14 protein-coding genes are annotated in these 18,036 nt (G+C 47.0%); 4 read left to right on the top strand and 10 right to left on the bottom strand.

Going from position 1 to position 18,036, the window contains the following annotated elements; all coding sequences use genetic code 11:
* Positions 1 to 184: 184 nt before the first annotated feature.
* Genes GKG41_RS23275 through GKG41_RS08015 form a run of 3 tightly spaced genes read left to right on the top strand, consistent with a single transcriptional unit; the run spans position 185 to position 4,971 of the window.
* Positions 185 to 649: a hypothetical protein gene (locus GKG41_RS23275; RefSeq protein WP_194167086.1), complete on the top strand. Its 465-nt coding sequence runs from the start codon at positions 185 to 187 to the stop codon at positions 647 to 649.
* Positions 646 to 2,805 (top strand): YhgE/Pip domain-containing protein, encoded by a 2,160-nt coding sequence (locus tag GKG41_RS08020; RefSeq protein WP_154258010.1) that lies wholly within the window; start codon positions 646 to 648, stop codon positions 2,803 to 2,805. The genes GKG41_RS23275 and GKG41_RS08020 overlap by 4 nt, the downstream gene beginning before the upstream one ends.
* A gap of 24 nt (positions 2,806 to 2,829) precedes the next feature.
* A complete protein-coding gene (locus tag GKG41_RS08015; RefSeq protein ID WP_154258009.1) occupies positions 2,830 to 4,971 on the top strand; it encodes an alpha-amylase family glycosyl hydrolase in 2,142 nt (713 codons plus the stop codon).
* On the opposite strand, the gene GKG41_RS08010 is transcribed toward GKG41_RS08015, so the two are convergent.
* The 4 genes from GKG41_RS08010 to GKG41_RS07995 form a co-directional block, all read right to left on the bottom strand.
* Complete coding sequence (locus GKG41_RS08010; RefSeq protein ID WP_154258008.1) at positions 4,957 to 5,919, bottom strand: beta-ketoacyl-ACP synthase III; 963 nt, start codon at positions 5,917 to 5,919, stop codon at positions 4,957 to 4,959. The two genes, GKG41_RS08015 and GKG41_RS08010, sit on opposite strands and share 15 nt — an antisense overlap.
* A 79-nt stretch (positions 5,920 to 5,998) precedes the next feature.
* Positions 5,999 to 6,571, bottom strand: a complete 573-nt coding sequence (locus tag GKG41_RS08005; protein ID WP_154258007.1) for a DUF5662 family protein — start codon at positions 6,569 to 6,571, stop codon at positions 5,999 to 6,001.
* A gap of 15 nt (positions 6,572 to 6,586) precedes the next feature.
* Positions 6,587 to 8,464 (bottom strand): hypothetical protein, encoded by a 1,878-nt coding sequence (locus GKG41_RS08000; RefSeq protein WP_154258006.1) that lies wholly within the window; start codon positions 8,462 to 8,464, stop codon positions 6,587 to 6,589.
* Positions 8,465 to 8,490: 26 nt separating this feature from the next.
* Positions 8,491 to 10,050 carry a ClC family H(+)/Cl(-) exchange transporter gene (locus tag GKG41_RS07995; RefSeq protein WP_347563281.1) on the bottom strand — a complete coding sequence of 520 codons (1,560 nt, stop codon included), beginning with the start codon at positions 10,048 to 10,050 and terminating at the stop codon, positions 8,491 to 8,493.
* 181 nt (positions 10,051 to 10,231) lie between these two features.
* Here GKG41_RS07995 and GKG41_RS07990 point away from each other — a divergent pair, with 181 nt between their 5' ends.
* Positions 10,232 to 10,597 carry a DUF1292 domain-containing protein gene (locus GKG41_RS07990; RefSeq protein WP_072850120.1) on the top strand — a complete coding sequence of 122 codons (366 nt, stop codon included), beginning with the start codon at positions 10,232 to 10,234 and terminating at the stop codon, positions 10,595 to 10,597.
* A gap of 61 nt (positions 10,598 to 10,658) precedes the next feature.
* Here GKG41_RS07990 and fabV read toward each other — a convergent pair whose 3' ends face one another.
* From fabV to GKG41_RS07960, 6 genes are all read right to left on the bottom strand, one after another.
* On the bottom strand, positions 10,659 to 11,840 hold the full coding sequence (fabV, locus tag GKG41_RS07985) for an enoyl-ACP reductase FabV (RefSeq protein WP_154258005.1): 1,182 nt from the start codon (positions 11,838 to 11,840) through the stop codon (positions 10,659 to 10,661).
* 132 nt (positions 11,841 to 11,972) lie between these two features.
* A complete protein-coding gene (locus tag GKG41_RS07980; RefSeq protein WP_154258004.1) occupies positions 11,973 to 12,488 on the bottom strand; it encodes a deoxyuridine 5'-triphosphate nucleotidohydrolase in 516 nt (171 codons plus the stop codon).
* Positions 12,489 to 12,564: 76 nt separating this feature from the next.
* The gene (locus tag GKG41_RS07975) at positions 12,565 to 14,661 is read right to left on the bottom strand and encodes a polyribonucleotide nucleotidyltransferase (protein WP_154258003.1); all 2,097 of its coding nucleotides are present in this window, start codon (positions 14,659 to 14,661) and stop codon (positions 12,565 to 12,567) included.
* Between the two features lie 143 nt (positions 14,662 to 14,804).
* The gene (gene rpsO / locus GKG41_RS07970; RefSeq protein ID WP_072850127.1) at positions 14,805 to 15,071 is read right to left on the bottom strand and encodes a 30S ribosomal protein S15; all 267 of its coding nucleotides are present in this window, start codon (positions 15,069 to 15,071) and stop codon (positions 14,805 to 14,807) included.
* 134 nt (positions 15,072 to 15,205) lie between these two features.
* Complete coding sequence (locus GKG41_RS07965) at positions 15,206 to 16,207, bottom strand: SH3 domain-containing C40 family peptidase (protein ID WP_154258002.1); 1,002 nt, start codon at positions 16,205 to 16,207, stop codon at positions 15,206 to 15,208.
* Between the two features lie 163 nt (positions 16,208 to 16,370).
* Positions 16,371 to 18,029, bottom strand: coding sequence for a Na/Pi cotransporter family protein (locus tag GKG41_RS07960; RefSeq protein ID WP_154258001.1), 1,659 nt, complete (start codon positions 18,027 to 18,029; stop codon positions 16,371 to 16,373).
* Positions 18,030 to 18,036: the final 7 nt, after the last annotated feature.

The raw sequence follows: 18,036 nt of genomic DNA, 5'->3' as shown, positions 1-18,036 counted from the left end.
CTCTGTTCATATGTAATTTACTCCTGCAGTAAAAATCATAGCACAGCCCTCTCTATCTTTCAAGTATCTATTTCCGAAAATGACAATACCTTTCCTACAAATGACGATTGGTCATTTTCTGGTTGTAAACTACAATTACCCATGCTAAAATAACAATATATTTTCAGAAAGGTGCATAATAATTATGGATGAAATAACCCGATTCCTGGAAGAGTTCTATGCCTCCCTGCCCCCTCAAAAGGCCGACGCCGCTGTCAGACAAAGGCTTCTTAACCGGTTGGAAGCAGAATATATGTCCTACCTTTCCCAGGGCAGACCAAAGAAAGATGCTGTTTCTCTCACCCTGATGCATTTCGGATTCCAGGATGCTTTGGACACAGAGCTGCGAAAGGAAAAGCTTCTTGACACTTATAAACGTTTCCGCATAAAATATCCCCTTTTTATCCGGGGAGGGTTTCTGGGTATTCTGATTATCCCGGCTGTGTTTCTAATCCTTATGTTCAGCCTGGAATCAAAGCTCATCTTCCTTACGGCATGGATTGTGTCCATCATCCTTCTGGCCGTTTATCTGATCTGTGTGGAATACATTGACTATCGCTATAAAAAATTGCTGGAGGCAGAAAAATTATTAGAGGGAGAGCAGAAATGAAAAATATATGCAGAATCTACCGGCGAGACGTACAACGCCTCACTAAAAATGTTATGGCACTTGTTGTAGCCATCGGCATAAGCATCATACCCGCACTGTATGCCTGGTTTAATATTGCGGCAAACTGGGACCCATACGGCAATACCGCAGGTATTAAGGTAGCCGTATCCAACGAAGACGAGGGCTGCCGCCTGGAAGCACTCTCTCTGAACATCGGAGATCAGATTATATCCAATCTGAAGGCCAATGACCAGATCGGATGGCAGTTTACAGATACAAAAACTGCTCTCTCAGGGGTGAAATCCGGCAAATACTATGCTGCTGTGGTCATACCCTCTGATTTCAGCCAAAAAATGTCCAGTATACTTTCTACTGATATTGAACGTCCTCAGATACAATACTACATAAATGAAAAGAAAAATGCCATTGCTCCCAAGATTACAGATAAGGGCGTTGGTGTAATCCAGCAGCAGGTAAACGCTACCTTCATCAGCGAGGCCACAGAGGCAATTGCAGGGGTATTGAACATGACCACAACAGATCTGGAAGATAAGCAAGTCACGATTCTTGACCGCTTTATCTCCTCTCTCAATACTATTGATGGGGATCTCGAACAGTACGAAGAGACCATAGACGCCTTTATCTCTGCCGTAGATGAGGTCAATGGGCTCGTGGAGACCACCAGACTGACTTTGCCGGATGTAGCTACTGCCCTGGACAACGGCAATACAGCACTGGCCGATGCCCAGTCTATTATGGATGCCTCCCAGACCTCTCTAAGCGACATCACCCAGGGAATTGGGAATATCCTGGATTCCAGCCAGGGACTCTATGACTCTGTGTCCTCAACTGCCACAGATGCTTTCTCAGGAATAAAGAACAGTGTGGATGACGCCGCAGGGAAGCTGGAGCAGACCACTTCCCTCTCCCAGTCTATTATTGATATGAACAATAAGAACATTGCACTGCTGGAAAAATTAAATACCACCCTGGGATTATCTTCCATTGAGGATTTGATCCTTCAGCTGCAGCAGTCCAGCGAGCATCAGCAGGGGATCATTGACAGGATTACCGATACCTCAGAATCCATCTTGTCTGCCTCCAATCAGGCCGCCGAAACCAGAGAGGATATCCAGGCTCTGATTAAAAGCAGTACGGAAGATCTGGCCTCTATCCGCACTTCCTACCGCACTGCCGTACAGCCCTCCCTGGACAGTCTTCTGGATAAGATCTCCAGGGCCTCTTCGGATCTCTCAGGTATGCTGAAAAGCGCGGACGGCTGTCTCTCCAATATGGATGGGATCCTGAACGGTGTTGGAAACTCTCTCACCTCTGGAAAGGAGTCTCTTGCAAGTACGAAAGAAATCATCGAAACAACGAGAGGTAAGATTCGCAAGCTGGTTGACGGTGTAAATTCTGTAGGGCAGGATGAACGGATCTCCAAACTTCTGGAGATTATACGCAACGATCCCGCAATTATGGGTGACTTTATGTCATCCCCGGTACAGCTGGACACTAATTCCCTCTATTCCATAGAAAACTACGGTTCTGCCATGGCGCCCTTCTATTCCACTCTTGCTATCTGGGTGGGGGGCATTGTCCTGGTAGCTATTATGAAAGTAAGGGTGGATGAAGACGAAAAGCTAAGGGATTTAAAGCCCTCTCAGTGTTATCTGGGACGCTATCTGCTGTTTCTCACCTTCGGTCTGATACAGTCTTCCATCATCTGCCTTGGGGATTTGTTTTTCCTGGAGATACAGTGTAAGAATCCGGTGCTTTTTGTTCTTGCCGGAATGATCTGCAGCCTGGTATTTACCAATATTATCTATACATTGACGGTCTCTTTTGGGGATATCGGCAAGGCGCTCTGCGTCATTCTTCTGGTGATCCAGATAGCCGGGGCCGGAGGCACCTTCCCTATTGAAGTTACCCCTCAGTTTTTTCAGAAAGTATATCCCTTTCTGCCGTTTACCTACGGAATAAATGCAATGCGGGAGACGGTAGCGGGCATCTACCATATGAGCTACTGGGCGGATATTCTCCATCTGCTGCTCTTTATCCCCTTTGCCCTGCTCTTAGGTCTTGTGCTGAGAAAACCGCTCATCCGGCTGAATGAATTCTTTGAAAAACGGCTGGAGGATACCCATTTAATGTAGCACCTTATAGAAAGGAGCACCCTTATGAAAAATATCCCTTTACTGCTGCCGCTGATCCCCGACGATCCTCTGATGCCCCTGGACACTGTCCAGGGATTTCGGGTTCGTCCCGGATTTTTTGAGATTAACGGAGCCACCTCTCTGCCGGGAGCTGTGAACTTTACGGTCCATTCCCACTCAGCGGTTTCCTGTGAACTTCTGCTTTACAAACGGGAAGCCTCAGAGCCCTACGCCGTACTCAAATTTCCGGACAATTATAAAATAGGCAATGTTTATTCTATGCTGGTCTTCGGCCTGGATATCGGAGAATTCGAATACGCCTACCGGCTGGATGGTCCCCGGGACCCTAAAAAAGGGTTATTGTTTGACAAAACAAAACCCCTTCTGGATCCCTATGCGAAAGCAGTAACCGGGCAGAGCGTTTGGGGCAGCAAGCCTATCCCCGGTTCTGCCTACCATGCAAGAGTCGTCAAAAATAACTTTGACTGGGGAAACGCCCGCCAGCCCCTTCTTCCCATGCAGGATCTGGTAATTTACGAGCTCCATGTCAGAGGCTTTACCAAAGATTCCAGCTCTCAGGTCCGTCACCCCGGAACTTTTGCCGGACTCATGGAAAAAATCCCTTATCTGAAGCAGCTGGGCATTACTGCGGTGGAACTGATGCCCATATTTGAATTTGACGAGACTATGGGAAAAAGAGAGGTGAAAGGGAACACTCTCCTGGATTACTGGGGATACAATTCGGTGAGCTTCTTCGCCCCCAACACCAGCTATTCCTCCCAGAAGGAATATAATTATGAAGGACATGAGCTGAAATCTCTGATAAAAGCCCTCCACAAAAACGGCATCGAGGTAATCCTGGATGTGGTATTCAACCACACAGCGGAGGGGAATGAGGATGGTCCTTTCTTCTCCTTTAAGGGCTTCGACAATAATATTTATTATATGCTTACCCCTGACGGACACTATTACAACTTCAGCGGCTGCGGCAATACCTTAAACTGCAATCATCCCATAGTCCAGCAGATGATTCTGGAATGCCTCCGCTATTGGGTGACAGTCTATAGGGTGGATGGCTTCCGCTTCGATCTGGCAAGCATTTTGGGGCGTAATGAAGACGGAAGCCCTATGAATAAGCCTCCCCTTCTCCAGACACTGGCCTTTGACCCCATTCTCGGCAATGTAAAACTTATCGCAGAGGCATGGGACGCCGGAGGGCTCTATCAGGTAGGCAACTTTCCCTCCTGGAAGCGGTGGGCTGAATGGAACGGCAAGTACCGGGACGATCTCCGCAGCTTTTTAAAAGGAGACTACTGGATGGCCCCAGAGGCAGCTAAGAGAATCACAGGCTCCCCGGACTTATATAACGGACAGTACCGGGGATATAACTCCTCCATAAATTTTATCACCTGTCATGACGGCTTTACCCTGCACGACCTCTATTCCTATAATCAAAAGCATAACGAGGCAAACGGGTGGGATAATACAGACGGTACAGATGACAACCGCAGCTGGAACTGCGGATGTGAAGGTCCGACTTCAGATCCCGCCGTCTGTACCCTCCGAAAGCGGCTCATCAAAAACGCCTGTGCCGTCTTAATGTGCAGCCGGGGAACGCCTATGTTTCTTGCCGGTGACGAGTTCGGCAATTCCTCCATGGGCAACAACAACCCCTATTGTCAGGACAATGAGATTTCCTGGATCAATTGGAGGGATCTGGATGCCAACAGGGAGCTTTTTAACTTTTTCCGGTTTATGATCCGCTTTCGAAAAAAGCACGTTTCCATCCGCGGAGGAAAAGGACCCTGTTCATTTGGTTTCCCCTTTATCAGCCTGCACACAGCAGTGCCCTTTGATTCAGGAATTACTCCTGACACAAAAGCAATGGGCGTTATGTATGCCAGCCAGGGCGAGCGTCCGGATACCGATGATATTGTCTACCTGGGAATTAATGTGTATTGGGAGGATATTACGATTCAGCTGCCGAAGCTGCCCCCTCCCTACGGATGGTATCTGGCGGCAAATACGGCAGCTGATACAGAAGATTCCTGTGTGGCCTGGAATCCGAAAGATATGGTTTATATAGAGAATACGTTTGTTCTGGGCTGCCGTTCGGTTGCGGTGTTTACAGCCTGCAAAGGACAGGAACTCTTACCAGACCAGTAAATCGGCTCCCCAGGTGAGTCCGGCTCCGAAGCCGGAGAGTATGATCTTATCACCCCGCTTCAGCATTCCCCTCTGATTCATTTCATCCAGAAGGAGGGGGATGCTGGCCGCTGAAGTATTGCCGGTGGACTGCAGGTTCATGGGGAACTTGTCTTCCCCTGCCCCGAGACGTTTTGCCACGGATTGAATGATCCGGCTGTTTGCCTGATGAAGCACAAAATATTTTACCTCATCTATTCCGGTACCTGACTGCTCCAGAACCTGGCGGATGCACTCAGGTACTTTTTTTACTGCAAACTTGAATACCTCCTGGCCTTCCATAGTAATATATTCCCGGGGCAGTTCCTCCGGCACCAGCAGATTGCGGACTGTGCGGTTCCGGCAGGTGAGAACCTGGGATTTCCCCCCGTCTGCATGCTGGACTACAGACAGAAGACCTGTGCTGTCCTTTTCCACTACAGCAGCGCCGGCTCCGTCTCCAAAAAGCACACAAGTGCCTCTGTCTTCCCAGTCAATCAGCTTGGAGATTGTCTCTGTACCGATGACAAGGGCATTTTGGTACATCCCGCTCTCCAGATACGCATGTGCCGTATTCAGTGCAAAAAGGAAGCCGGAGCAGGCAGCACTGAGATCGAAGGCAGCCGCTTCCGGAATTCCCAGCTCTCTCATGACACAACAGGCTGTGCTGGGGAAAAAATAGTCTGGAGAACAGGTTGCGGCAATTACAAGCTGTATCTCCTCCGGATGTTTGTGACTGTTTTTCAGCGCATTCAGAGCTGCCTCGGCCGCCAGACTGACAGTCGTTTCGTCTTTGGCGATCCTTCTGGCGCGAATGCCGGTGCGGGAAGAGATCCACTCATCACTTGTCTCCACTACTTTAGAAAGATCATCATTTGTCACTATTGTCTTCGGAAGCGCACTTCCGGTTCCTATTATCCTCGTAGCCATTCTATTATCCACCTATACTTTTATATTATCTCGCTCATTTATTTTGACTATCAAAGTATATGATGATTTCTGGCATTTGTCAATATGTCTCTGTTTTAAAAGCTTTCTGGGGATGTTTTTCCTCTTTCAGATATACATGCTTAATATAACGAAGGGTTTTCACTTCTCCCTCTCTGGCCAGCATGCGCAGAAGTCTCTCCAGATCCTGGTTGGTTTTCTCGTGGACAAACCACAATTTTTCTTTCCCGGCCATAAAATACTTCAGCGGCGCCTGATCGGTGTAGGTTTCCGGAGAATAGGTTCTGGATGCGCTGATCCGGTCCATAACCATCTCAGCAATATATTTTCTGGGCATGGGCACCCCTGCAATCACGGTCTTGCAGTTTACTCCATAATCCACCCAGTGCTCAAAGTGATGCTTATTTCTCCCATAGTGGTGCATCCAGGAGGTTGACATTCCGGTAGCCTCCCGCTCCGCATTATTAGGACTGCGGTCTCCCTGGTAATACCTGCATCCCACCCTGAACTCCGTCCATGAATATTTAGACAAATCGTGCAGCAGCCCTTGTTTATAGAGGCCAATGCGGAAGCAGTACCTCATTACCATCAATTTATGTTTTGTAATTGTCTTAAAATGTGCCCATGCATGCATACGCTCTTACATCTCCTACTTTCCCACCAGTACAATAATTGTTCTCGGGGATACTTTAATCCCTTTTTGGTCTTTCACCGGAGGTTCTTCCATTTCCTCATAGAAGCCGGCATTTTCATTTTTCCCTGTATCTATAGCAACCCGCCATTTTCCATTTCCCGGAAGATGCGGCAGGGCAAACTCATGCTCCAGCCAATGCATATTATATGCAATATAGATCCATGTGTCAGAAACCCCCGCAGAATCCTCGGCATATTTTCCGTTGTACATCACTCCCACATGGCGGAAATTATTATCCAGTTCTGCAAACCAGGCCTTCTGGCTGTGATAGGAAACATCCGGGCTCCCATACGATTTGTAATCCATGCACCGAAGTTCTCCTGGCATATGCAGCACAGGATGGGATACCCGGAACGCAATACTTTTTTTCACAAATTCCAGCAGTTCCCCATTCCGGCGCAGACCGCTCCAGTCTACCCATCCCACTTCGTTGTCCTGACAATAGGCATTGTTGTTTCCATTCTGGGAATTGCCGATTTCATCTCCCTGGTAAATCAGAGGAATGCCCTGGCTCAGAAGCAGAAACAGAAAACTGTTTTTGATCTGCTGTTTTCTGAGAGTTTTGATGCTCTGCCTTCTGGTGGGGCCTTCGATGCCGCAGTTCCAGCTGTAATTATAATTCATGCCGTCCCTGTTTTTCTCACCGTTCTCCTCGTTGTGTTTTATATCATATGCTACTGCATCTGCCATAGTAAACCCGTCCTGAATACTCATGTAATTCACAACTCCATGGGTATCCGGGTTTCTTCTGGTACAGTAGGTAAAAGCCCCCAGCATATCCTCGTCCCCTTTCAGAAAACGTCTAAACACCTGACGGCTCCACTCATTATATTCCGCCAGACGACGGAAATGAGGAGTTTTGTTTTTATATAATTTCTGGGCATCCACCCCAGCAAAAAAGAGTTTGGTATCTGCCAGCAGCGGATCTTCTGTAATATAATCCTGCGCCCTGGTGTCCCCCACCAGATGGAATCCGTCAATATGATATACCGTTTTCCAGTACCTCAGAATATCCAGCACCTCAAGGGAAGAGATCTCTCCAGTAAAATAAAATTCCATAATGCACTCAATACCCGCCTGGTGAAAGGCTCTTACCATCTCCATAAATTCTCTGGCCGGCCTTCCGGTTGCACAGTAAGACGCCTTGGGTGCAAAGTAAAATGCCTTATCCGTATATCCCCAGCAGTTCACCTTTGCAGCATCCTTATGTTCATAAGCATATGCGGCAGGAATCCCGTCCTTCACCATTATTTCATCAAACTCATAGCATGGCATGAGTTCCACAGAGGTAATCCCCAGTTCCTTCAGGTACGGTATCTTTTTCTCCACCCCCTGAAAGGTCCCTTTTTGTCTTACCTTTGAATTTTTATGGCTGGTATATCCCCTCACATGTAATTTATACAAAATCATTTCTGACAAAGATATTGCGGGCCGTTCTTCCTTTTCCCACAAGAATTTCCCCTCCAGCACACCGCACCGAAGGCTGTGTGGATTCTTGTGATCCACAGCAGCGCCGAAAACTTCTCTGCCTGTGAGCAGTGCAGCCCTGGGGTCCTGACGGATCTCACCGTCTATTTTATAATTGTACTCCATCTCTCTGGGACGGAATTGCTCTATAAAGACAGCCGCCACCTCCCCAGTCCTTTCTTTGGGGGGCAGGGGAATCTCTTGTATAAGCCTTCCGCTGTTCTTCTCATACAGCAAAAGACTTGCCTCCTTTTCATCCGGGATGACACTTGCAAAATTATAGCCGTTTTTTGCTCTGTACACGCCTAATATTCTGGGATTGCCTGGTAATACTCTGATTTCAGCCTCGTTTTCTCTTCTCTTCAAGCCTTTTCCCTCTTTCCCTCTATACTTTATTCTTCAGAACACAGCTTCTCCATCTTGTCGTGGACTGTTCCGGCATCTCTCTCATCTGTCATGGTAATAAGTGTATCACTTGCAAATACTCTGGTCTTGCCCTTGGGAATGATTTCCTTCCCTCCCCTTTGAATTGCGACCAGAAGACAATTCTCAGGCAGCGGAATCTCTCTCACCAGCTGTCCGTTGATCTCTGAACCGTGCATCACTACATATTCTGATAAAACCTTCTGCCCCATGGTTTTTGGGGTCTGAATTCCCCTCTTCTCTAAAAGGCGCTCCAAAAGACTCTCATATATTGGGGTGGAGCGCAGTAAGGTTGCCACGATATAGGCCACAATAGAAACCAAAGAAAGGGACAGCATCTGATCTACAGTCCCTGTCATTTCAAATATAAGAATAATTCCTGTCAGAGGTGCTCTGACAATTGCTGTAAAATACCCCGCCATAGCCAAAAGGATAAAATTATTAATGTATTCCGCCTCCAGGCCAAAAAACTCTGCCCCGGCAATCCCAAAGGCACCGCCTATAAAAGCCCCTAAAACCAGAAGCGGAAAAAAGATTCCTCCAGGCGCTCCGGAGCCAAAACTTATGGCAGAAAATAAAAACTTCATCCCTAAAAGCACAAGCACAGTGTCCAGCACCATGTTCTCATGAGTAATCATTTCCACAAGCTCATGACCGCTTCCCAGCACCTCAGGCATAGTGAATCCTAAAACACCTGCCATCAGAAACGGAATCAGCAGTCTGGCAGACTCATTCAGACACTTTGGCCTCTGATATAGCTCCTGAACCTTCAGTGTCACATAATTATAAAAGGCGCCCAGCACCCCTAAAAGTATTCCCAGTAATATAATCACCCAGTAATATTTCAGCGGAAGCTCCCGCCCAATATCAAACTGAAACACAGGGTCAAGTCCCAGAACGTGGGATGCCATAAAATCCGCCGTCAGAGAAGCCGTCATAACAGATACCAATACAGACACGGAAAAGTTTTTATGGACCTCCTCCAGGGAGAACATTACCCCTGCCAGCGGAGCATGAAAGGCTGCGGAAAGCCCTGCACTTGCTCCGCAGGTCAGAAGAAACTTTTCCTCTGTCTTTCCCCGGTCTAACAGCCTGGAGATTCCTTTTCCAGCCATAGCTCCCAGCTGAATAGAAGGGCCTTCCCGCCCAAGAGACAGCCCGCCCAGAAGAGCCAAACATCCACCGGCCAGCTTCGCAATCATCACCCGCCACCAGGTCTGCTCCAGCTTTCCTGTCATCTCTCCCTCTAACTGAGGAATCCCGCTCCCAGATATCAAAGGCTCCCACTTCACCAGCCGTCCCACAATGTAAGCCAGCGCAGCAAGAACCACCAACCACAAAATCATCCTCAAGGGCACACCCCTGGCAAAATCCAGCACCCAGTTCAAAGCTTTTCCGGCATAGCTGAGCATAATGCGGTATAACAAAGCGATCCCTCCCCCTGTAATACCTACCAGAAGCCCTTCTCCGATTAAAATAACGTTTAACTTGTCCGCACGTTTTAAAGTGTGCGCAACATCCTTCTTCACGTATGATTCCTCCCATCTCCTCTTCTGTTATTATAGAGGGGGGAGAAAAAAAAAGCAATTAGTTTTGTGTATGTAAAGTCCTGTATATTAAGCTGGAAGTATTGCAATCCCCTCCTTAATCTGTTAGAGTATCTATTGTAGCACCTTACTGCTACAATAATTTCTAAAGAGAGGTATCATCATGAGCGACGAAAAATTTATGGGCGGCTGTGATCCCAGTGACTGCGCTTCCTGCGGAGGCGGCTGCGGCTCTGTTCCCAGAGTGCCCAACCCTACCATAAAGCTGACACTGGAGGACGATACGGAGCTGGAATGTGCAGTACTTACCACATTCGACGTCAACGACCAGGAATACATTGCCCTTCTTCCCCTGGATGAAAACGGCAAGAATACCAACGGCGATGTATATCTTTTCCGCTTCTCAGAAGATGGGGATCAGCCTGTAATTGAAAATATCGAGAGAAATGATGAATACATGGCTGCTGCAGAGGCATTTGATGAGTTTATGTCTAATCTGAAAGAGGATGCAGGCAGTACAGAATCATAGGCATAAAAATAGAAAGCTGTCAGATAAGCAGCTTTCTATTTTTATGCCTATGATAAAGGTCTTATGCTTCCAGACTTGGGATAGGAACTTCTATCTCAACATCCTGACTATAGTCAATGTTATCAAAATGGAACCCGAACATATGGTAGAAGTCCTCCCAATATCCTTTTATATCTGACAGCTCCTCCACATTCTCTGTGGTAATATTCTCCCAGCATTTCATAACCTCTTCCTGGATCTCTGCCTTCAGTTCCCAGTCATCCATACGGATCTTGTACTCCTCATCCATATTTACGGGATCTGAGAGCAGCTTATCATGAAAAAGACGGCTAATCTGCTGAATACAATCTTCGTGGATCCCCTGTTCTTTCATTACCTTATAGAGAATAGCAAAATACAGAGGCACAATGGGAATGGCAGAGCTTGCCTGGGTAACCAGAGCCTTATTGACTGATATATATGCGTTCACCCCAGGATACTCCCGGTTTATTTCTACCGCAGTGTGCATCAGATGCTTCTTGGCCTGTCCGATGGTACCGTCAGAATACATGGGATAGGTAAGCGCAGGCCCTATATAGGAATAAGCAACCGTAATCGCTCCTTTTTCCAATACATCAGCTCCGGTCAGCGCTTCTATCCAGTCTTTCCAGTCCTCCCCTCCCATAACCTTTATAGTTCCTTCCATCTCTTCCGGGGTCGCAGGTTCTACCGTCTTTTCCCCGATGGTGTTATTTCGCAGATCCAGGCTTTTATTTGTAAACGGGCGGCCGGTAGTCCTTAACACGGAAGAATAGACCGTACCGTCCAAAGTGGTCCTGCGGGGTGCCGCAAGACTGTAGATCACCATATCTACTTTTCCCAGGTCTTTTCTGATTATGTCAATTGCCTTTTCTTTTATCTCCTGTGAAAACGCGTCACCGTTGACAGACCTGGCATACAGACCTTCCTTTCGGGCGTTTTTCTCAAAAGCTGCTGTATTATACCAGCCGGGGGTTGCTGTACGCTTTCCGTTAGACGGTTTTTCAAACATGATCCCCAAAGTAGACGCTCCGCACCCGAATGCCGCTGTAATTCTGGAAGCAAGGCCGTATCCTGTAGAAGCTCCGATGACCAATACCTTTTTGGGACCATCCATCCTGCCCTTCTCCTTAACGTACCGAATCTGCCGCTTTACATTTTCCCCGCATCCCGCCGGGTGGGCGGTAGTGCAAATATACTCTCTCACCTTTGGTTCTACTATCATAAATAAATCCTCCTAGTTCATCCACACTGTAAGTATCTGGTTTTAAAAACTAGATACTTTGGCTATCAAACTATTCTACCACATTTTTCATAGAATGCAAAGAGGATTTTTTATCAGTCTGCGGTTTCTTTCTTACCTGTCGGTGCTGCCAAAGCCGCCGTTTCGTACCTCACAGGCATCATCATCAACGGTAATTCCGTATTCTACAAAGATCCCCTGCATAAATCCGCTTCCTGCGTTCAGCTCTATGGTCTTTCCTTCTCTGGAATCATTAGTAATCTTAGAAAAAATATGCCCTTCATTTTCTGAGTAAAAGTAATCGCTGTCAATAATCCCAACGGTATTATTCAGCTGCATGCGGAACTTAAAACCCAGACCGCTTCTGGGGTAACATTTCAGAACCCATTCCGGCTCCATTTCCGCACGGATACCTGTGGGTATTTTTACGGTTTCCCCTGGCTTTACAGTTACACTCACCGGCGTATAGAAATCATAGCCCGCAGATCCCCTGGTAGCTCTTTTGGGAAGGGATATGCTGCTGTAGATCTCTCTTATCTCTTCTTCGTTATACTTTTCCCCAAAGGTATCTTTCCAGTCCTTCAGAAATTGTTCCCAGCTTACTTTGTGGAATTTTGCAATTTTCTTCATGTGTATTCTCCTTTTCTCTGCCGCTGTCTAAAAAGGACGGAGAAAATACGCTTTCCCCCGTCCTGATCTGCAACCTTTACTTTTCTTCTTCCGGAACATCCTTCATACTGAAGCTGATTCTTCCCATCTTATCTTTCCCAAGGCAGATAACTTTTACCATATCTCCCAGGGTCAGCTCATCTTCCACCCGGTTGATGCGTTGTTTGGATATCTTGGAAATATGAACCATACCTTCTTTTCCCGGAGCAAATTCCAGGAATGCACCAAATTCCTTAATACTGACTACCTTGCCTACAAAAATCTGTCCGGCCTCAAAGTCTGTAGTGATGATTTTGATCATGTCCATGGCTTTTTCCATGCTCTCCTGATCTACGCCGCATACAGATACGGATCCATCATCATCAATATCAATTTTAACGCCTGTCTCCTCGATAATGGTATTGATTGTCTTACCCCTCTGGCCTACCACATCGCCAATCTTGGAGGGATCGATCTGAATCTGCATGATCTTAGGAGCATAAGGCCCTACGCTCTCTCTGGGCTTGCTGATGCACGGCTCCATAACTTCTGTGAGAATATATTCTCTGGCTGCCTTCGTCTTCGCGATAGCTTCCTCTATAATCGGTCTTGTGAGTCCATGAATCTTAATATCCATCTGAATCGCAGTGATACCGTCATGGGTACCTGCCACCTTGAAGTCCATATCACCAAAAAAGTCTTCCAGACCCTGGATATCCGTCAGCACCAGATAATCATCATCTGAATCCCCGGTTACCAGACCGGTGGAGATACCGGCTACCGGCTTTTTGATGGGGACACCTGCCGCCATCAGGGACATGGTAGATGCACAGATACTTGCCTGTGAGGTGGAACCGTTGGATTCAAAAGTTTCGGAAACCGTACGGATCGCATACGGAAACTCGTCTACAGGAGGCAGTACCGGAATCAGAGCTCTCTCTGCAAGCGCTCCATGGCCGATTTCCCGGCGTCCCGGTCCTCTGGACGGTTTCGTCTCCCCTACTGAGTATGACGGGAAATTGTAGTGGTGCATATATCTTTTTGAGGTCTCGTCCACGTCCAGCCCGTCGATTCTCTGGGCTTCAGCCAAAGGCGCCAGTGTGGTAATGGTGCAGATTTGTGTCTGTCCCCGGGTAAACATAGCGGAACCGTGAACTCTTGGAATCAGGTCTACTTCCGCTGCCAGAGGACGTATTTCCGTAATCCCTCTGCCGTCCGGACGCTTTTGATCCTTCAAAATCATCTTGCGGACTGTCTTTTTCTGATACTGATACACAGCATCATCCAAAAGATTGAGCCACTCCTCATTCTCAGCAAAGGCCTCCGCCAGCTTATCCTTAATCACACTGATGTTGCCTTCCCTTGTCTGCTTGTCATCTGTAAATACTGCTTCCTCCATCTCTTCAGGAGTCACCCGTTCCCTGATTGCAGCAAACAGTTCTTCAGGAACTGCACAGCTCTCATATGTGTGCTTTTCTTTTCCGCATTCCGCCACAATGGTATCAATAAACTTGATAACTTCCTGATTCACCTCATGGCATTTAAAAATAGCCTCGATCATCTTATCTTCCGGAACTTCATTGGCTCCGGCCTCTATCATGATGACTTTTTCCCTGGTTGACGCCACAGTAAGCGCCAGATCGGATACAGCTCTCTGGGCGTTGTTTGGATTCACCACAAACTCTCCGTCTACCAGCCCCAGCTGTGTCATAGCACAGGGACCGTCGAAAGGAATATCGGAGATACAGGTGGCAATTGCAGATCCAAGCATTGCCGGAAGCTCCGGATTACAGTCAGGGTCTACCGAAAGCACCAGGTTATTCAAAGTTACATCGTTGCGGTAATCCTTTGGAAATAAAGGACGCATGGGACGGTCAATTACACGTGAGGTAAGAATTGCATGCTCACTGGCCTTCCCTTCTCTTTTATTAAATCCGCCCGGAATCTTGCCCACGGCATATAACTTTTCTTCATATTCTACACTTAACGGGAAGAAATCAATCCCGTCCCTGGGCTTTTCTGAGGCAGTTGCGGTAGAAAGCACGGTGGTGTCTCCATAATGCATCATCACTGCTCCGTTTGCCTGTTTTGCCACACGGTTCACATCAACTGTCAGGGTTCTTCCAGCCAGTTCCATTGAAAAACTCTTATACATAAATATATTCTCCTTTTCTTGTGCTGGTAGAAGACTCCGAAACAACTGAAAAATACATTTCGTAAAATGTCCTTTTCAGTGGTCTCGGCAAAGTTCTTACTACCGCAAAACAGGGCGGATAACTCCGCCCCTTAAATGCCTGATTATTTTCTGATTCCTAATTTTTCAATTAAAGCACGGTATCTTTCAATATCAGTCTTCTTTAAATAAGCAAGTAATCCACGTCTCTGACCTACCATTTTCAGAAGTCCTCTTCTGGAGTGATGGTCTTTATGGTGCTCTTTTAAATGCTCTGTAAGCTCCTGGATTCTTGCAGTTAAAACTGCGATCTGAACCTCTGGTGAACCTGTGTCACCCGGTGTTCTTGCATACTCTGCCATAATTGCCTGTTTCTTTTCTTTTGAAATCATGTTGTGCTTCCTCCTTAATCATTATAATCGCCTCAGATTAAGAAACGGTCGGAGTGTCCAATTTCTGAATCAGGGCTATTTTCACACCTTCATAGTATAACACAAGGCATTTCCATTGTAAACTGTTTTTCTCTCTATTCATCCAGAATTCTTACCGCCCAGACAGCATTGTCATAGTATATATTCGAGATTTTAATTCCGGTTTCCCTGCTGCTTGCATGGATCACCTGGCCATCTCCAATATACATAACCACATGATAAATTTCACCGTCCCTGGCATAAAAAATAAGGTCTCCGGGCTGGGCCTCCTCAATGGAGATTCTGGTTCCGGTCTGTGCCTGATCCCTGGATACACGGGGCAGTGAATATCCAAAATTGGCATAAATACTCTGTACAAAACCGGAACAGTCCGCACCGTCAGTAAGGCTTGTCCCGCCCCACACATAGGGATTGCCCAAAAATTGTTCAGCGAACTCCACCATCTGGGATCGGATACTCTCAGAGGCTTCAGCCACACCTGCAGTTTCCGCCGCAGGCTCTTCCTCAGCCGGATCTGTTATCTCCTCTTGGGAAATACTTGTTTCTTCTTCCGGAATACTTACTTCCTCTTCCAATTGGGAGGAAGTCTCTTCCGGAACACCAGCTTCTTCTTCGGGATCGGGTGTTTCTTTGGCCGGTTCTGTAGTCTCAGAGTCAGTGTGATCCCTCCCGGCACCGGCCGTTTCAGCCCCGCTGCCAATCCAGTGGGCATAGGTCAAATTCTCTTCCTGCCCCTCTTCCGCATACTCTCTGGCTGTCTCTCCGGTGAGGAGATATCTGCTTGACACGTATCCCCGTACATCTCCCGAGACGATACAAGCCCACCCATTCTCCTCTCCTTCTATGATACAAACGGCATCCCTTGGGAGCTTTCCAATAACAGAATACTCCATCCCTCCGCCGCTTCTTATATTCAGATTTGTATTTACATCAGCAATTCCATACTCTTTATCCTTTGTATCAGACACAGTCTCACTCGTTTCGCCCTGAGATTCCTGGTACCCTGCGGGAGGATCTGCCCAGATGCTTTCAGAGGAAACGCCCAGAAGCACCAGTACAGACATGGCTCCCAGTAAATTACGTCCTTTTCTGTGCATAATACTTTTTATAAAGCCTCCTTTGTTACGTTTGTTTTAAAATTGTTACATTTATGTTACGTACTCATTGTACCATGCAAGTACAGAATGTCAACAACATTCCGTCGGGACAAAACGACAAAAAATCCCGGCATATGGTAAGTATATGCCGGGTTTTCAATATTTATGCCTGAACAGCACCTTTCATGTCTTCCTCCGGATCCTCCTCCAGGATAGAAAAGGCAATATTGGTAGCGTGATCTGCCACCCTTTCCAGGCCGGATACAATATCTGAGTAGAGCATTCCCGCGTTGGGTGTACATTCCCCTCTGGTGAGACGCTGTACATGATTCTGCTGAAGCTCCCGCTCCATTTTGTCAATGTTATCTTCCAGCTCCAGGATCTCCTGCATATGGATCCGGTTGTTGTTGGAAAACATATCCAGGGAATACGTTGTGATTTTTATCACGGCATCCAGCATACCGGACAGCTCTGCCTGCGCTTCTTTACTGAAACTGACTTTCTCTTCCATCCTTGTCCTGCAGGCATCTGCCACGTTCTCGGCGTGATCCCCGATACGCTCAATATCATTGACTACGTGAAATAATCCTCCGATACTTTTTGCATCGTCAATCGGAAGTGTGGTCTGGTTAATTTTCACGAGATAATCCGTGATTGCATGGTTTAAAAAGTCTATATTCTTTTCCATAGAATATACCTTTTTCAGCTCCTCCTCATCCAGAGTGACCAGACAGTTCATTGCCCTGGTAAGATTCGTAATTGCCATATTTCCCATACGTTCCAGTTCTCTGGTTGCTTCAACCACCGCTGTTGTGGGAGAAAACACTGCTTTGTCCCCAATATAAACCAATTCGAACTCTTCTTCCCCTTTTTTCTTGTCGTCCCCGGGAACGATCAGGTACGTAAGCTTTACAATCCACTGGATAAACGGGAACAGTATGATAACTTCACAGACTTTAATTAACGTATGGGCATTCGCCACCTGCCGGGCCACGCTGTCGCCGGAAAGCCTCTGAATAATTCCGGTAATCGGCTCCAGTGCAACTGTCAGGAACACCAGGATAATGGCGGAACCTACAATATTAAACAAAAAGTGAATCCATGCTGCCCGTTTGGCATCTTTCTTGCCGCCCAGGCTGGCAAGCAGTGCAGATACACAGGACCCCATATTGCATCCAAGGATGATGAAAAAGCAAATAGGAAGCTTCAAAAGCCCCTGGGTGGCCAGAAGAAGAACAATACCTACCGTAGCGGAAGAGCTCTGGAGAATTGCGGTAATTACAAATCCTACCAGGATCGCCACATAGTGGTTCTTCAAAGAGGCAAGCATGTCCACAATCTGCGGGGATTCTTTTAATGTAGACATAGCTCCGGACATGGTTGACAGACCCACAAAAAGAATACCAAATCCAAGGACAACCTCCCCTGCCTTTTTCACAGAGTTTTTTTCGCAGAACATCACCATAATAACACCTGCCATAACAAAAAGCGGCGCTATTTCAGAGAGATTAAACGCAATTAACTGTGAGGTAACTGTAGTACCGATATTGGCACCCATGATAACTCCCGCTGCCTGCAGCAGTGACATAAGTCCGGAGTTTACAAAGCTTACCACCATTACTGTGGTAGCGCTGGAGGACTGGACGATGGCCGTAAACAGAATACCTACCATCATGCCGATAAATCGATTCTTAGTAAAGAATTCCAGGATACTCCTCATCTTGGCACCGGCTGCTTTTTCCAGACCGTCGCTCATAAGCTTCATGCCGTACAAAAACAAACCTAGACCGCCAACTAACGTCATAATAATTCCTAAATTCATAGTATCT

It is taken from the genome of Lactonifactor sp. BIOML-A5 (assembly GCF_009677585.1).
In the GTDB taxonomy this organism is placed as follows: Bacteria; Bacillota; Clostridia; order Lachnospirales; family Lachnospiraceae; genus Lactonifactor.
The sequence above is the reverse complement of the archived record's forward strand: the minus strand, read 5'-3'. Positions and strand labels throughout refer to the sequence as shown.

What these genes read in the sequence shown, in the direction of transcription:
- GKG41_RS23275 (WP_194167086.1), top strand. Translation starts at nt 185, where the DNA reads ATGGATGAAATAACCCGATTCCTGGAAGAGTTCTATGCCTCCCTGCCC.
- GKG41_RS08020 (WP_154258010.1), top strand. Translation starts at nt 646, where the DNA reads ATGAAAAATATATGCAGAATCTACCGGCGAGACGTACAACGCCTCACT.
- GKG41_RS08015 (WP_154258009.1), top strand. Translation starts at nt 2,830, where the DNA reads ATGAAAAATATCCCTTTACTGCTGCCGCTGATCCCCGACGATCCTCTG.
- GKG41_RS08010 (WP_154258008.1), bottom strand. Translation starts at nt 5,919, where the DNA reads ATGGCTACGAGGATAATAGGAACCGGAAGTGCGCTTCCGAAGACAATA.
- GKG41_RS08005 (WP_154258007.1), bottom strand. Translation starts at nt 6,571, where the DNA reads ATGCATGCATGGGCACATTTTAAGACAATTACAAAACATAAATTGATG.
- GKG41_RS07990 (WP_072850120.1), top strand. Translation starts at nt 10,232, where the DNA reads ATGAGCGACGAAAAATTTATGGGCGGCTGTGATCCCAGTGACTGCGCT.
- fabV (WP_154258005.1), bottom strand. Translation starts at nt 11,840, where the DNA reads ATGATAGTAGAACCAAAGGTGAGAGAGTATATTTGCACTACCGCCCAC.
- GKG41_RS07980 (WP_154258004.1), bottom strand. Translation starts at nt 12,488, where the DNA reads ATGAAGAAAATTGCAAAATTCCACAAAGTAAGCTGGGAACAATTTCTG.
- GKG41_RS07975 (WP_154258003.1), bottom strand. Translation starts at nt 14,661, where the DNA reads ATGTATAAGAGTTTTTCAATGGAACTGGCTGGAAGAACCCTGACAGTT.
- rpsO (WP_072850127.1), bottom strand. Translation starts at nt 15,071, where the DNA reads ATGATTTCAAAAGAAAAGAAACAGGCAATTATGGCAGAGTATGCAAGA.
- GKG41_RS07965 (WP_154258002.1), bottom strand. Translation starts at nt 16,207, where the DNA reads ATGCACAGAAAAGGACGTAATTTACTGGGAGCCATGTCTGTACTGGTG.
- GKG41_RS07960 (WP_154258001.1), bottom strand. Translation starts at nt 18,029, where the DNA reads ATGAATTTAGGAATTATTATGACGTTAGTTGGCGGTCTAGGTTTGTTT.